The following is a 13,664-nucleotide window of genomic DNA, read 5'->3' as shown; positions in this document are numbered from 1 at the left end:
TAGTTTCCTTGGAAACTAAAATGAAGTTCCTAGGAGAAGTCTACATAGTAAGTGTGTAGTTAAATCTATATAGGGTGTCTGCAGCAGTAGCCATTGGGTAGCGTTGATATGTAATGGCGTTTGCATTAAAGGCTGCAGCTTCTTCTGCTTGTGCTATTTTGGCTAAAAATGCTAATGCTGTAGTTCCATGTGGGAGTTGTAAAGGTCTTTCCGCTATTCGTAGTTTTATTGAAGTAGTAGTGGTTTTAACTCGACTTCAAATAATTCGCTTTCAATTTCATTAAGTGCATACATTGATACAGGATGTGGAGAGGTATTAGATAAGACTTTTGATGAAAGAAGTTCTCCTGATGATGAGTAAAATGTAACAAACACTTGTGAAAATGGAGGGACCATAATGATTACACGGTCAGTTTTTTGTAACGTATTAACCAACTCCAAAATAATATAGTTTTATAAAAATCAAAAAACAATAGATAAATATAAAGATGTTATTATGGGTACTTTTCCGATAGTGAATTAATAAATTCTTTATTTCATTGTAAACAGTCTAAGAGCACACATATATGTGTGCTCTTAGATTAGAAAGGTAGTTTTCTATGAGTAGGGATTCCCTATATAATAAAATATGCTTGTCCAATTTAAATGTGAGAAGTTTTTTAATAAAAACGCCATTTGGTAAATATACGTAAAAAAACGCCGTGTACAGGCACTCTTTGCAAAGTGTTTTGTCTACTGTAGTAATTTTAAAAAAGCGATGGAAGTTGTTATCCGACTTATAAAACTAGGCAGTAAGCTCCCAAAAAAAGAAACTCCATCGCCCAGTTACTAGGGTGACAGTTAAGAAAAGAGTGCTATTAAAATAATTAGTATTAAAGATGTTTCTTTATATGAAGTGAATTCCGAAAACAGGAAACAATTATAGTCCATCTATCACTTATTATTGCTGTTAATTATATGGAGCATGTAGAACTAGGATTGAAGAAAGTCCCGATATTTGTGCACATTCCACTTCAGATTATTATAACGGTAATTTATATTTGTTATTGCTATAATTCGCAAAAGGATACATTCATAAGGGGATATTTTAAAAGATTAGCGGTGATCAATATATATAGTGTCAAATGCAGTGACGATGTTTTACTATGACTATGAGATAACCTGTATTTTTCTAGGCATAATAAAACCACATCTCAAATTGTTGATTATATGTCTAACAACTAGGATGCGGTTCAATTAATAAAAAGTGTCCGAGTTAAATATAAGGTGAAAAGTATAGGATACTTTTGTTATAAAGAGTATTTATAGATGAATGTTATTGTTTTTTACTTCTGAAAGATTTAGGGTTCTAAATTACGAGTTGTTGGAGTCCCTCTAATATAAAATTCCAGTAGAAATATTGAACTACTAATATGAATGTAGAAGATTTAATAAAGACGGTAATGTTCTGTTAGTCATGTAATCTTTTGATCTGATGACCTTTTCCCCATTCAAATAGTTCATTCATAATTTTCATTAAAGATTTTCCGTGCTCACTTAGTGTGTACTCAACCTTTGGTGGTACTTCTTGATATACAGTACGATGGATAATCCCATCAGCTTCAAGTTGCCTAAGTTGTTGTGTAAGAACTTTTTGTGTAAGGTTTGGAATTTCTCGTTTAATTTCATTTGTTCGCATTTTTCCATCCATCAAAACACATAAAATATAAACTTTCCATTTTCCGCCGATAACATCGAGTGTCGTTGCAATTGGGCAGTCATCATTTTGATTCATATAACACCTCCACAGGTACTTTAAGGTTCCTATAGCACTTTAAAGTACGTACTTTTCAATTATATGTGACTCATTCATACTAATACGTAAAGGATTGAATAATTTATAAAGGGGATGGAAGATGATGAAAACACTTGTAATTGTAGCACATCCTGATATTGAAAAATCAAAAATTAATAAAAGATGGATTGAAGAACTTGAGAAACATTCAGATGAAATTACGGTGCATGAATTATATAAAGTGGCACCGAATTGGGAGTTTAATATTGAGGAAGAGCAAAAACTATTAGTAGAACATGACAGATATATATTTCAATTTCCGCTCTATTGGTACAGCACACCACCATTATTAAAAAAATGGTTTGACGATGTATTAACATATGGATTTGCGTACGGATCAAAAGGAGATAAAGTGAAAGGGAAAGAATTTGGTCTAGCTATTTCTATCGGTGGATTAGAAAAAGACTATGAAAATAGCGGAATTACGATGGATGAGTTGACGAAACCATTTCAAGCTACGTGCTTATATACAGACATGAAATTTATACCTTCGTTTTATTTATATGGTGCAGAATATAAACTAAGTGATGAAGAGATTGATAAAAGTGCACCTGAGTATGTACGATATGTGATGAATAAGCAGTATTCGAATATATAAGAGGAAATAGCCATTTACTTGTTAAGTAGATGGCTATTTTTATAAATTTTATATTCACTAAGTGTAATCTTTAGTAAATTAATAGTTAATCTGGTAAAATAAAAACCTAACATATATAAAGGGGAGTTTTACTTGAGAACGATGCAAAAATTATTACAAAAAAGAGCAATGCAATCACCAAATTTGGAAGCGCTTGTAGGGGGAGAGAAAAGGTATTCGTTTCAGCAGTATAATGAACGAGTAAATCAGCTTGCACACTATTTGTTACATAACGGTGTACAAAGAGGAGACCGTATTGGAATACTATGCAAAAATAATCATCCGTTTCCAAGCGTTATGATGGCAAGTTTAAAAATTGGGGCTGTATTTATTCCGCTCAATCATCAGCTTACTGCTTATGAATTAGAAACGATTGTAAAAGAAGCAAAATTAAAAGTGTTAGTTATTGATGAAAAATTTAATGAAGTTTTATTAAAGATTGATGCTGTTAAAGAAATTCCATATGTAATTGAAACGACAGAAGAAGGTTTTGGTTCATTTGAATTAACATTGCAAGAACAGCCAAGTACAGAACCGAATGTAGAAGTTCATGAAGAGGATGATGCGATTTACTTATTTACTTCAGGAACGACTGGGCAGGCAAAAGCATGTGTAATTGGACATAAAAACTTACATCATTATTTTGCTGAGATTGCGGGCCAAAGAGAATTTCCAGCAGGTGAACGCTTTTTATCCGTGCATCCATTGTTCCATATGAGTGGAGTACTTTCTATTTTAAATTGCATTTATCATGGCGTTACGATGATTTTCTTAGCTGATGTGAATCCTACTCTTATTTGGGATAAGATTGAAGAAGAGAAAATTACTACGATGCTTGCATTCCCAGCTGTTTATAGCTATATGCTTGATGAACTAAATAAAAAAGAACGTAACATTTCAACTTTTAAAGTAGCACAAAGCGGTGGAACAAAAGTGCCAGAAACACTTATTCAAAAATATATGGAAAAAGGGATATATATGGTGCAAGGATATGGGAGTACAGAAGGTTGGGTCGTAACTTCATGGCATCCAATGATGGGAAAAGAAAAGATGTCTTCTGTAGGAAAAACTCTTAAACATGTAGAATTAAAAATTGTTCATCCAGAAACAGGTGATGAACTAACAACAAATGAAGTCGGAGAAATTCATGTAAGAAGTCCATACATGTTTAAAGGGTATTGGAATAATGAAAAGGCGACAAAGAAGGTAGTAAAAGATAGTTGGTTTAACATGGGCGATGCTGGCATGATAGATGACGACGGATTCCTGCATATTATGGGAAGATATAAAGATGTTATCATACGCGGTGGTGACAACGTATATCCAGATCAAGTAGAAGATGTTATTCATGAAATACACGGTGTTTTAGAAGTTGCAGTAGTTGGAGTTTCAGATGACTTTTGGGGTGAGGTTCCGACAGCGTATATTGTAAAAGATATGCAAACGCCTTTAACGGAAGAAGAAATTATACAGCATTGTAAAGAAAAACTAGCAAGCTATAAAGTACCTGAAGTTGTATTTATTGAAAAATTGCCGAAAAATGCTTTAGGAAAAGTGTTGAAGAGGGAATTAAGGGAAGATGTACTTGTAAAATAAAAAGAGATTAGATGATGAGGAATCCAGTTATGCAGTGAGCATGACTGGATTTTTTGTTTATGGTTTTGTTAGTGGGTATTGTTAATATTTGAAACTTTTTGTTTATTTTTAGTGTAATATTGAAAATAAAGGAAGTTAATTAATTTCAGTACAAGGGGGAGAAAATATGGCTATAAAATTAGAAACTGAGCATTTATGTATAGAACCTTTTACCAATGATGATGTATGTAGAATAAAAGAATTGGCCAATGACAAGGAATTAGCCAATATTCTTGGCCTCCCACACCCATATAAATTGAAGTTCGCGCAAGATTGGGTTGATATGCAACCAGAACTTATAAGGAAAGGAATCGAATACCCTTTAGGAATCATTTCTAAAGAATCAAGAGAAATTGTAGGTACAATTACACTAAGAATTGATAAAGGTAACAATAGAGGTGAGCTTGGTTATTGGATTGGTAAGAATTATTGGGGGAAGGGTTTTGCAACCGAGGCTGTAAACAGGATGATTTATTTTGGCTTTATCGAATTAGGTCTAAACAAAATTTGGGCATCTGCTATTTCGAGGAACAGATCATCGATTAAGGTGTTAGAAAAGTCGGGTTTACGTAAAGAAGGCTCATTGAGACAGAATAGACTTTTATTAAATACATATGAAGATGTTGATGTTTATGGAATATTAAAGACAGAATATACCGTTTTAAATCATAGATAACATTGGTAGTGTGATGACAAAAGGAAACCCTTCAGAACAGGGTTTCCTTTTGTATTTTAATAGAACCTTGTTTATTAAAAACATAATAATTTACTAGATTTTGTATTTTGTGTAAGATAATAAAGAATATTCGAATATTAATTAAGGGAAGAGATGTAAATGAAGCTGCCGCTATTACAGGTAGAGACAGAGAGACTTATGATCCGTCCATTCCAAAATGATGATTATGAAAGTTGGTTAGATGGATTTAATAAGAGGTTACCATCACAGTATAAATATGACGATGGTTATCAAGTTATGGCATCATCAACTAAAGAATGGTTCACGGAATGGATAAGAGGCTTTGATGAAGCAGCATATCGAGATGAGATGTATGTATTAGGTATTTTTCGTAAAGAAGACGGAGCTAATATTGGTAAGATAGAGCTGATTAAAATTTTACGTATGGACTATCAATGGGCGATGATGGGGTATTCCATACATAATCAATATTGGAAAAATGGATATGGCATGGAAAGTGTGAAAGCTGCGATCTCGTTATTTTTTAATAGTCTTCATTTTCATAGAATCGAATTACATATACGTGTTGATAATGAACCATCCGTTCGTCTTGCGGAAAGAACAGGTTTTTCTTTTGAATGCAAGAGAGAGGCGTTTTCTTTAGAGAATGGTAAATGGATGGACTTTCTTATTTATTTTAAAAATAAGGAGATGGATATATGAGAGTTCTAATTACAGGGGGAAATCGCGGGTTAGGGTTACAGTTAGTAAAAGTATTTTATGAAAATGGGCATATCGTTTATCCATTAGTTAGAACTGAGGTTGCGGTAACGCAATTGAAGCAAATGTTTAGTTGTAGATGTTTTCCTATATTGGCAGACTTATCGATTGATGAGAGTACGGAGCAAATGAAAAATCAGCTTGAGGAATATACAGAGTATATTGATCTAGTTATAAATAACGCAGGAATTACTGGAAAGGAGACTGAGGTTTTACATACGAATTCAGAAGAGTTAACGGACGTATTTAATATTCATTGCATAGGTGTAATTCGAGCTATAAAAGGTACATATGTGGCTTTAGCTAAATCGGATCATCCGAGAATCATAAATGTGTCCTCTCGATTGGGCTCATTGCATAAAATGGCGAACAAAGAGTTTCCGCAAGGGCAGTTTTCGTATTCTTATCGAATTGCTAAAGCTGCACAAAATATGTTAACACTATGCTTACAACAAGAGTTTGAGCATAAAGGAATTCGTGTAACTGCTATTCACCCTGGAAAATTAAAGACTGACATTGGTGCTTTTGATGCGAATATGACTCCGGCTGAAGGAGCAAAAAATATATATGATTGGGTAATAGATTCAAACGAGGATGTTTCAGGGAAGTTTATTGAGCCAGGTGTAGGTGAATTAAAGTGGTGATATACGATCTTGCAATCATTCAGAATCTGTTTGGTCCCTCTAAAAAAGTATTAAATGGCTTACCGAATGCAGTAACAATTGAAGAAATAGAAGAAGATGTTTTTTATAACGTACAAACATATAAAGAAAAGATATGTAGATTTGAAGAGGTTTGTTTTAATTGGGAGTTAAAAAGAGCGAGTATTGTATTAAACAAAAGGTTTAGTAGTTATAACTCAAGTGTGAGAGTGTTACTTGATGCCGGTTTTTCTTTGTATGCCGCAAAGATAGAAGTATGTAGAGAATTGAACAATGTAGAAGAACTTGAAAGACAATATACATATCGATCAATAGCAGAAGGAACGTTATCGGAAAAAGAATTTAAACATACTTGGGAACAATGTATGTCGGGTTCAGGGAATCAAACTTCAATTTTAACTATCGATGAACATTTTTATTCTGTACAAACAGAGTTAGGTAAGGGCTGGGAAAAGTCATGTATTGTTTTTTATGATAAAAATGAGCCGATTGGTATGTCCATACCGCATATAGAAACTGGAACAGAAAGTGAAGGAAGATTATTTTATTTTGGAGTAATGCCTTATTATCGTGGGAAAGGAATTGCTTCCCAATTGCATCTTCAATCTTTACATATGTTAAAGGAAATGGGGGCTACTTATTACATCGGAAGCACACATACTTCAAATGAAAAGATGCAGAGGATATTTTGGAGAAATAATTGTTCGGTGAAAACGGAGATAGAGCTTTATTATAAAAATTTTAAAGAAGGTTAGGGGAAAAGAAAATGAAGACTATAAACGTATTTCATTACGATGCATTTACAAATAAACCAAATATGGGGAATCCAGCAGGTATTGTATTAGAGGCGGATGGATTAACGGAAGGGGAAATGCAGCGTATTGCTGAAAAAGTTGGATTTAACGAAACGTCTTTCGTTCTTTCTTCAGAAGTAGCGGATATAAGAATGCGTTATTTTACACCTGATTATGAAATGGATTTATGTGGACACGGGACAGTTGGGACTATGTATGCCTTGCGTGAAAGAGGTTTATTAGAAGAGAAAGCAAACCTTACGATTGAAACGAAGGCCGGGATTTTACCAGTACAAATAGTTGTAAATGAAAATGAAGAAACCTTTATTAAAATGGGGCAGGCAGCACCTCAGTTTAAAGATTTTGCAGGTTCAACAGAAGCATTAGCTCATAGTATTGGTTTAGAAGTAAACGATTTAGATGTAAGTTTACCGATTGTTTATGGAAGTACGGGGAACTGGACTGTAATTGTACCGATTAAAAATCTAGATGCATGTGAGAGAATGAAACCTCATAATGATGTATTTCCAGCGGTATTAAAAGAAATCCCTAATGCTTCTATTCATCCAGTTTGTCTAGAAACTTATGATGAGCAGGTACAAATGCATGGCCGTCATTTCTCATCAGCTTATGCTGGAACGATTGAAGATCCAGTGACAGGAACAGCTTCAGGTGTAATGGGAGCGTATTATGCGACGTATTTGGAGAAAGATTTTGGCCATGAAATGGAATTAATCGTTGAACAGGGACAGGAAATGAATAAAGATGGTCGTGTAACGGTATATGTAACGAAAGATGTAGAAAATGAGAATTTACAAATCGATATTGCTGGAACAGCGGTGTATGTGAAAGAGTTTGAAGTTTCAATATAAAAAGAAAGCCCGGAATACGTCCGGACTTTCATTATCTGTTCAATACTTCAATATACGAAGCATCTCCAGTTGTTCTTAAGGCAGAGCGGAAATTGTTATTTTCTAACGTTTCAGCGACTTGTTTTAACCGCTGTGCATCATCATGATGGATAAGTAAGCTGTCAGCACCACTTTCTTCTATATGAATATGTTCGACATTTCCGATTGCATCATGTACAGCTTTTAAAAATTCAGGTTTCATAGCGTCCTCCTATATGTATGTAACGTTGTTGTTAGTATTTCCTTATTTTTGAAATGTAAAAGTAAATGAATTTTTGTTATATTATGATTTTGGAAGGGGTTTCCTATTTGTTTGTCAAATAATAGTAAAGTTGTCTTTTGAATTGAAGGAATCTTCGGAATTAAAGGGTGGGAGAATGGACATTTCAGTAATCGCTACACAACTAGTTAAGGAGGAAGTTATTTCACGTTATCCAAATAACGTAAAAGCGTTGAACGGAGGAACGACAAGTACTGTATATTTGTTGGATGGAAAATACGTTGTAAAGCTGAATAAAGCGGAAGTAATACGTGAAGAAGCTAATTTTCTTTCTTTTTATGAAGGAAATAATTTGTTTGCAAAGCTTTTGTATAAGGAGCCTTTACATACATATATTGTGTATTCTTTCCTTGAAGGTAGTACTTCGTGCAAACAGGGACATAAACGAATTACGCTTAGTACCCTTGTAAAAGAAGTTATTAATAAGTATGAAATAGTTTCAGGTAAAGATGGTTGGGGATGGAAAGAAAGTCCGGTTCAATTTTGGAATGAATTTTTAACGACAAATGTGATGGAAGCTTATGAAAATGTAAGACGTTACATAAGTAAAGAAGAGTATAGAATTGTTCTTAAACTAGCAAAGAAGGACGCTGGAATAAATCAGCCATTTTTATTGCATGGTGATCTTGGATTCCATAATTTTATATTTCAAGGAAATAAGCTGAACGGTGTAATTGATCCCTTACCAGTGTTAGGAGATCCTATATACGATTTAATTTACGCGTTTTGTTCAACTCCGGAAGATTTAACGAAAGAAGCAATTAATTATGCGATGAAACAATGTGTATTTCGTAAAAAAGACAGTGAGTTATATGAAGAAATAGTTATTGGCTTATATTTGCGTATAGATACGTGTCTAAGGCACCATCCGAAAGATTTAGAAGATTATTTAGCAGCTTGGCGTTATTGGATGGACGAGGTTGAGGCTACTTTATAGCACAAATATTTTTGGGGAGATGGTGAGATGAATGTTTCAGAAGCGAAAAAGGATTTAGCAGTGAAAACGAAGAGAGGCTTGCCAATTATATTAGCTGGAGTTTTATTTTGGGTTGTTATGAGTATAACGGGCTTTGTTCTTTCTGAAAAACAAGTGGTATGGGTATATTTAATCGGTATGGGCTGTGTATTTCCTTTTGGCTTAATGATAGCTGCTATATTGAAAATTGATATGTTTGCGAAAGGAAATCCGTTAGGGGTTTTGGCAGGATTAATTGGTGGGATAAATGTATTGAATATTCCGCTTGTATTACTTGCCTATTTTCAATTTCCAGAATGGTTACCTTTTGTAGTAGCAATGTTAATAGGTGTTCATTTTGTACCGTACATATGGATTTATGAAAGTAAAAGTTATGGTTTATTGTCAGTAGGGACTGTATTTGTAACGTCAGTTTGCGGGATTCTTTTTGAGGAAAAAGGATTCACTGTAATTCCATTGTCAGTTACAGTTGTCTATTTACTTACTTTTATAAGTTTATTAATTGAAAATAAAAAATCGGATTATTATCAACAAAAATCAGCTTAATAAAAATAGAGGGATAGGGGGAATTATGATGAAAAATTTCGTTTGTACAACGTGTGGCGTGCAGTATGCAGCGGGTGTAGAAGAACCGGTGAGTTGTCACATTTGTGATGAAGAGAGGCAATATGTTAACCCAAAGGGGCAGTCTTGGACGACTTTAGAAAACTTGCAAACAGATGATACATACAAAAATGAAATAATCGAAGAGGAGAACGGGCTTTATAGTATTACGACAAAACCAGGATTTGCGATCGGTCAAACGGCATTTTTAGTGAAAACAGGGTCATATCGCTTACTATGGGACTGTATTACTTATTTAGATGAAACGACAATTACGAAAATAAAAGAGCTTGGCGGATTAGATGCAATTGCATTGTCTCATCCTCATTATTATTCAACACAAGTAGAATGGGCTGAGACATTCGATGTACCAATTTATATACATGAAGATGATAAAGACTGGGTAATGCGCCCGAGTAGTCGTATTATTTACTGGTCTGGTGAGTCTTTACAATTAGCTGATGGATTGGTCATTCATCGTTTAGGTGGCCATTTTAAAGGAGGATCTGTCTTACATTGGGAAGAAGGTAATGATGGAAAAGGGATTTTGTTAACAGGTGATATTATTCAAGTTGTAGCAGATGAGCGATGGGTGAGTTTCATGTACAGCTATCCAAACTTAATTCCATTACCAGCGAGAAAAGTGGAGGAAATGGTGAATCGAGTGAAGCCGTTACAGTTTAATCGTTTATACAACGCTTTTCATCGAGTAGTAAAAGAAAATGCAAATGAGGCAGTTGAACGTTCTGCTGAAAGATATATTAAGGCGGTAGAAGGAAAGTTGTTTCATACGTAAAAAGTAATTTGATAAGCGGCAAAGCATTGGATGCTTTGCTGTTTTTATAGTGCTGAAATGTCGTTATTTGTCGGTAAGTCGATATCCTTTGTCGAAACGTCGATATATTGAAAAAATCGTTGATATATTTCAAGCTGTGAACGATATATTTGAAAAATCGTCGATATAATTTCATATACCTAAAAACAAAGAAAAACAAAGCGATATCGCTTTGCTTTTCTTTGTTTTTAATAGCTCAATCTAGAAATGCATGCTGCAATGCCTTGAGCCCATCGCTATAGATGCCATGAAACAGATTAATTGCCTCTTCATCACTAACCTCTACAGGAGTGAACGTACCTGACCACTCTACTAACGATGTATTACTTTCGGTACCTTCTTTAACTTGGATTGTAGATAGATAATTAGTGACTGGGAATGGTGCATTCATGATTGAATACGTGTAGTAGCGTTCCTTATTATTGAATACTTCTAAGCGCTCTATAATTGTATCGCCATCTGGATTAGCTAGATGGCGTACACGACCGCCTTCAGTTAATTTACTGCTAGGTATATAAGGTAACCAGTCTGGAAGGGAGTTGAAGCCTCCGATTAATTGCCATACTTGTTCAGGTGAACCGAAAATTTCCATAGATGTAGTAGTATGTGCCATGTTCATTACGCTCCTTTTTATCCCGATATTTGCGAGTAAATAATCAGTGGGGGGATTGCCCCACTGATTAAGGTTTCAATTTATTTTCCGTTGATTGGTAGTGGTGCATTAGGTGCTACTAGTTTTTGTTCGCGCATTTCTTCCCAGAATGCTGCTGGAATTACTGTGTTTAATGCATTTTGGTCTTCTACAATTCGTTCCGGTTTACTTGCACCAGGAACAACGGCAGCAACTGCTGGATTTGCTAGTGAAAATTGTAATGCAGCAGCTTTGATGCTAATTTCGTGACGATCGGCAAGAGCTTTGATTTTCTCAACTTTTGCAATAATTTCTGGTGATGCTTTTTGGTATTCAAAGTGAGCACCTCCAGCAAGAATACCTGAGCTATATGGGCCACCAACGACAATATCCATATTATGCTTTACAGCTGCCGGCATTACTCGTTGCAATGCACGCTCGTGGTCTAGTAATGAATAACGACCAGCTAGTAAGGAGATATTTGGCTTCGCTTCTTCTAAATCAAGCATAAGTTCAATCGATTCTACTTTGTTTACTCCAAGCCCCCAGCCTTTAATGACGCCTTCTTCACGTAAGCGTGTTAGCGCACGGAATGCTCCTGTTCGAGCAATTTCAAATTGTGAAATCCACTCATCACCATAAAAGTCTTGTGCTAAATCATGAATGAAAACAAAGTCTAGTCGATCTGTTTTTAAACGTTTCAAACTTTGCTCGATAGAGCGAAGTGTTGCATCTGCGCTGTAGTCATTGATCATTTTATTTTTACGACCAAATTCGAACAGTCCGCCTTTTTCACCTAAATCACGTGCAGATGGATCTTCTAGTTCATCTGAAATCGTTCGACCTACTTTTGTACTTAAAAAGTAATCATCACGATTTCTTTTTGATAGTGCTTCACCAAGACGAATTTCTGCTAAACCAGATCCATAAAGTGGAGCTGTATCAAAGTAACGAACACCATTCTCCCAAGCGGCATCCACTGTAGCGATTGCTTCTTCTTCTGGGATATTACGGTACATATTTCCTAGTGGTGCTGTACCAAAACCGATTTTTTCTTTTAGTAATTTACTCATTATAAATATCCTCCTAAAATGTATTTGAAAATTGATTACTGATTTTGAAAATCAATATATAGCATTTCATCGTCTGACAAAATGCATGATAAAAATACTCACTTTAAAGTACGGGTACTAAAATGTAATTTCTAATACTGCATGACTCACTCAACTCTTACAAATGCTATTATGAAATGTATTTTACATAATGAAAAGTACGTACTTTAAAGTGATATAGATACTTAAAAGTAATACAGGTACTTTTTAGTGCCGTACTACTCATTTACTGTTTACGTATGCTATTATGAAACATGTTTAACACAATAAAAAGTACGTACTTTAAGGTGCTATAGATACTTAAAAGTAATATTTAAATCTTTAGCTTACTTGCCTTATAACATTATTAAAGGAGATTTTTATATGAAAACATACAATATTCCTGTGGAGGCGACTTTAGAGGTTATCGGTGGGAAGTGGAAAGTAGTTATCCTTTGTCATTTAAAGAAAGACAAAAAGAGAACGTGCGAATTAAAACAATTAATGTCTGGTATTACACAAAAGATGTTAACGCAACAATTACGTGAATTAGAAGAAGATGGTGTAATCGAGAGAAAAGTGTATAACCAAGTGCCGCCAAAAGTAGAGTATTCTTTAACGGATTACGGTCATTCTTTAGATTCTATACTCGATTCTCTTTGTCACTGGGGAGAAAATCATCTCGACAAGAATGGGAACACATCTATGCTCATAACAGCAGCTGAATAAACAAGAAAAAAACGAACAAAAATATGTTCGTTTTTTTCTTGTTGTTTTGTCATGTATATATAGGGAGATTTTTTAAGTAGCATAATTACTTTTTAGTAATATAGGTACTTTTTTGTGCTGTAGGAACTAAAATGTGCCGTATAGAAAATTATTTATTTTTACGCAACAATAGAGAAGAAATTTAGAAAAAAGGAGAGGAGCACGAGTGAAACAATATAATATACCGATAGAAGCGACTTTAGAAATTATCGGGGGAAAGTGGAAGGTCGTTATTTTATGTCACTTAACGAAAGGGACAAAGAGAACGAGTGAGTTGCAACGTCTGATTCCTGAAATTTCTGTTAGAATGTTGACGCAGCAATTACGTGAGCTAGAAGAAGATGGTGTGATTACACGTAAAATCTATACAGAAATTCCACCTCGAGTAGAATACTCCTTAACGGATTATGGTTGGTCTTTACAAAATGTATTAAACCAATTAACAGTATGGGGAGAACGATGCATAGATAGAAAAAATAGTAAAGCTAAATGAAATCTATATATGTAATATTGAAACACCACCTAATGACGTGAAGTGAACCCGAATAGTG

16 protein-coding genes are annotated in these 13,664 nt (G+C 34.6%); 12 read left to right on the top strand and 4 right to left on the bottom strand.

Translation table 11 applies throughout. The features are described 5' to 3' along the window. Positions 1–1,450: 1,450 nt before the first annotated feature. Entirely contained in the window at positions 1,451–1,774 is a 324-nt protein-coding gene (locus tag DN394_RS27070; protein ID WP_046957878.1) for a winged helix-turn-helix transcriptional regulator, read from the bottom strand. Between the two features lie 124 nt (positions 1,775–1,898). On the opposite strand from DN394_RS27070, the gene DN394_RS27065 reads away from it, so the two are divergent. The 7 genes from DN394_RS27065 (at position 1,899) to DN394_RS27035 (ending at position 7,890) form a co-directional block, all read left to right on the top strand. After that, complete coding sequence (locus tag DN394_RS27065; protein ID WP_141542921.1) at positions 1,899–2,432, top strand: NAD(P)H-dependent oxidoreductase; 534 nt, start codon at positions 1,899–1,901, stop codon at positions 2,430–2,432. Positions 2,433–2,564: 132 nt separating this feature from the next. Further along, positions 2,565–4,067 carry a class I adenylate-forming enzyme family protein gene (locus DN394_RS27060; protein ID WP_098705600.1) on the top strand — a complete coding sequence of 501 codons (1,503 nt, stop codon included), beginning with the start codon at positions 2,565–2,567 and terminating at the stop codon, positions 4,065–4,067. A gap of 166 nt (positions 4,068–4,233) precedes the next feature. Next, positions 4,234–4,782, top strand: coding sequence for a GNAT family N-acetyltransferase (locus DN394_RS27055; RefSeq protein ID WP_147786468.1), 549 nt, complete (start codon positions 4,234–4,236; stop codon positions 4,780–4,782). Positions 4,783–4,941: 159 nt separating this feature from the next. Next, positions 4,942–5,505, top strand: coding sequence for a GNAT family N-acetyltransferase (locus DN394_RS27050; RefSeq protein WP_098705602.1), 564 nt, complete (start codon positions 4,942–4,944; stop codon positions 5,503–5,505). Continuing rightward, positions 5,502–6,206: an SDR family NAD(P)-dependent oxidoreductase gene (locus tag DN394_RS27045; RefSeq protein ID WP_098705603.1), complete on the top strand. Its 705-nt coding sequence runs from the start codon at positions 5,502–5,504 to the stop codon at positions 6,204–6,206. The genes DN394_RS27050 and DN394_RS27045 overlap by 4 nt, the downstream gene beginning before the upstream one ends. Further along, positions 6,203–6,979 carry a GNAT family N-acetyltransferase gene (locus DN394_RS27040; RefSeq protein ID WP_141545465.1) on the top strand — a complete coding sequence of 259 codons (777 nt, stop codon included), beginning with the start codon at positions 6,203–6,205 and terminating at the stop codon, positions 6,977–6,979. The genes DN394_RS27045 and DN394_RS27040 overlap by 4 nt, the downstream gene beginning before the upstream one ends. A gap of 11 nt (positions 6,980–6,990) precedes the next feature. Continuing rightward, positions 6,991–7,890: a PhzF family phenazine biosynthesis protein gene (locus tag DN394_RS27035; protein ID WP_149294424.1), complete on the top strand. Its 900-nt coding sequence runs from the start codon at positions 6,991–6,993 to the stop codon at positions 7,888–7,890. A 31-nt stretch (positions 7,891–7,921) separates the two neighbouring features. On the opposite strand, the gene DN394_RS27030 is transcribed toward DN394_RS27035, so the two are convergent. Continuing rightward, positions 7,922–8,131 carry a hypothetical protein gene (locus DN394_RS27030; RefSeq protein ID WP_098084794.1) on the bottom strand — a complete coding sequence of 70 codons (210 nt, stop codon included), beginning with the start codon at positions 8,129–8,131 and terminating at the stop codon, positions 7,922–7,924. A gap of 175 nt (positions 8,132–8,306) precedes the next feature. Between DN394_RS27030 and DN394_RS27025 the strand changes: the two genes are divergently transcribed. The 3 genes from DN394_RS27025 to DN394_RS27015 are packed head-to-tail and all read left to right on the top strand — an operon-like array spanning position 8,307 to position 10,584. Then, positions 8,307–9,146, top strand: a complete 840-nt coding sequence (locus DN394_RS27025; RefSeq protein WP_097918142.1) for a phosphotransferase — start codon at positions 8,307–8,309, stop codon at positions 9,144–9,146. Between the two features lie 27 nt (positions 9,147–9,173). Next, positions 9,174–9,731: a DUF7010 family protein gene (locus DN394_RS27020; protein ID WP_097918141.1), complete on the top strand. Its 558-nt coding sequence runs from the start codon at positions 9,174–9,176 to the stop codon at positions 9,729–9,731. A gap of 25 nt (positions 9,732–9,756) precedes the next feature. Further along, positions 9,757–10,584 carry an MBL fold metallo-hydrolase gene (locus tag DN394_RS27015; RefSeq protein WP_098084793.1) on the top strand — a complete coding sequence of 276 codons (828 nt, stop codon included), beginning with the start codon at positions 9,757–9,759 and terminating at the stop codon, positions 10,582–10,584. Positions 10,585–10,819: 235 nt separating this feature from the next. On the opposite strand, the gene DN394_RS27010 is transcribed toward DN394_RS27015, so the two are convergent. Together DN394_RS27010 and DN394_RS27005 are read right to left on the bottom strand one after the other, a co-directional pair. Beyond that, positions 10,820–11,236 carry an SRPBCC family protein gene (locus DN394_RS27010; RefSeq protein WP_098084790.1) on the bottom strand — a complete coding sequence of 139 codons (417 nt, stop codon included), beginning with the start codon at positions 11,234–11,236 and terminating at the stop codon, positions 10,820–10,822. An 80-nt stretch (positions 11,237–11,316) separates the two neighbouring features. After that, entirely contained in the window at positions 11,317–12,327 is a 1,011-nt protein-coding gene (locus DN394_RS27005; RefSeq protein ID WP_098084788.1) for an aldo/keto reductase, read from the bottom strand. 402 nt (positions 12,328–12,729) lie between these two features. Here DN394_RS27005 and DN394_RS27000 point away from each other — a divergent pair, with 402 nt between their 5' ends. Then, positions 12,730–13,074, top strand: coding sequence for a winged helix-turn-helix transcriptional regulator (locus tag DN394_RS27000; protein WP_000860818.1), 345 nt, complete (start codon positions 12,730–12,732; stop codon positions 13,072–13,074). A 205-nt stretch (positions 13,075–13,279) separates the two neighbouring features. Further along, positions 13,280–13,606: a winged helix-turn-helix transcriptional regulator gene (locus DN394_RS26995; protein ID WP_098705605.1), complete on the top strand. Its 327-nt coding sequence runs from the start codon at positions 13,280–13,282 to the stop codon at positions 13,604–13,606. Positions 13,607–13,664: the final 58 nt, after the last annotated feature.

It is taken from the genome of Bacillus sp. BB081 (genome assembly GCF_008368895.1).
GTDB lineage: Bacteria > Bacillota > Bacilli > Bacillales > Bacillaceae_G > Bacillus_A > Bacillus_A wiedmannii.
This window is presented reverse-complemented; position numbering and strand designations above follow the sequence as displayed.

Bases quoted from the DNA above. Each gene is read 5' to 3' on its own strand.
- DN394_RS27025 (WP_097918142.1), top strand. From the start codon at position 8,307: ATGGACATTTCAGTAATCGCTACACAACTAGTTAAGGAGGAAGTTATT.
- DN394_RS27050 (WP_098705602.1), top strand. From the start codon at position 4,942: ATGAAGCTGCCGCTATTACAGGTAGAGACAGAGAGACTTATGATCCGT.
- DN394_RS27005 (WP_098084788.1), bottom strand. From the start codon at position 12,327: ATGAGTAAATTACTAAAAGAAAAAATCGGTTTTGGTACAGCACCACTA.
- DN394_RS27035 (WP_149294424.1), top strand. From the start codon at position 6,991: ATGAAGACTATAAACGTATTTCATTACGATGCATTTACAAATAAACCA.
- DN394_RS27010 (WP_098084790.1), bottom strand. From the start codon at position 11,236: ATGGCACATACTACTACATCTATGGAAATTTTCGGTTCACCTGAACAA.
- DN394_RS27055 (WP_147786468.1), top strand. From the start codon at position 4,234: ATGGCTATAAAATTAGAAACTGAGCATTTATGTATAGAACCTTTTACC.
- DN394_RS27030 (WP_098084794.1), bottom strand. From the start codon at position 8,131: ATGAAACCTGAATTTTTAAAAGCTGTACATGATGCAATCGGAAATGTC.
- DN394_RS27065 (WP_141542921.1), top strand. From the start codon at position 1,899: ATGAAAACACTTGTAATTGTAGCACATCCTGATATTGAAAAATCAAAA.
- DN394_RS27000 (WP_000860818.1), top strand. From the start codon at position 12,730: ATGAAAACATACAATATTCCTGTGGAGGCGACTTTAGAGGTTATCGGT.
- DN394_RS27015 (WP_098084793.1), top strand. From the start codon at position 9,757: ATGATGAAAAATTTCGTTTGTACAACGTGTGGCGTGCAGTATGCAGCG.
- DN394_RS27020 (WP_097918141.1), top strand. From the start codon at position 9,174: ATGAATGTTTCAGAAGCGAAAAAGGATTTAGCAGTGAAAACGAAGAGA.
- DN394_RS27070 (WP_046957878.1), bottom strand. From the start codon at position 1,774: ATGAATCAAAATGATGACTGCCCAATTGCAACGACACTCGATGTTATC.
- DN394_RS27045 (WP_098705603.1), top strand. From the start codon at position 5,502: ATGAGAGTTCTAATTACAGGGGGAAATCGCGGGTTAGGGTTACAGTTA.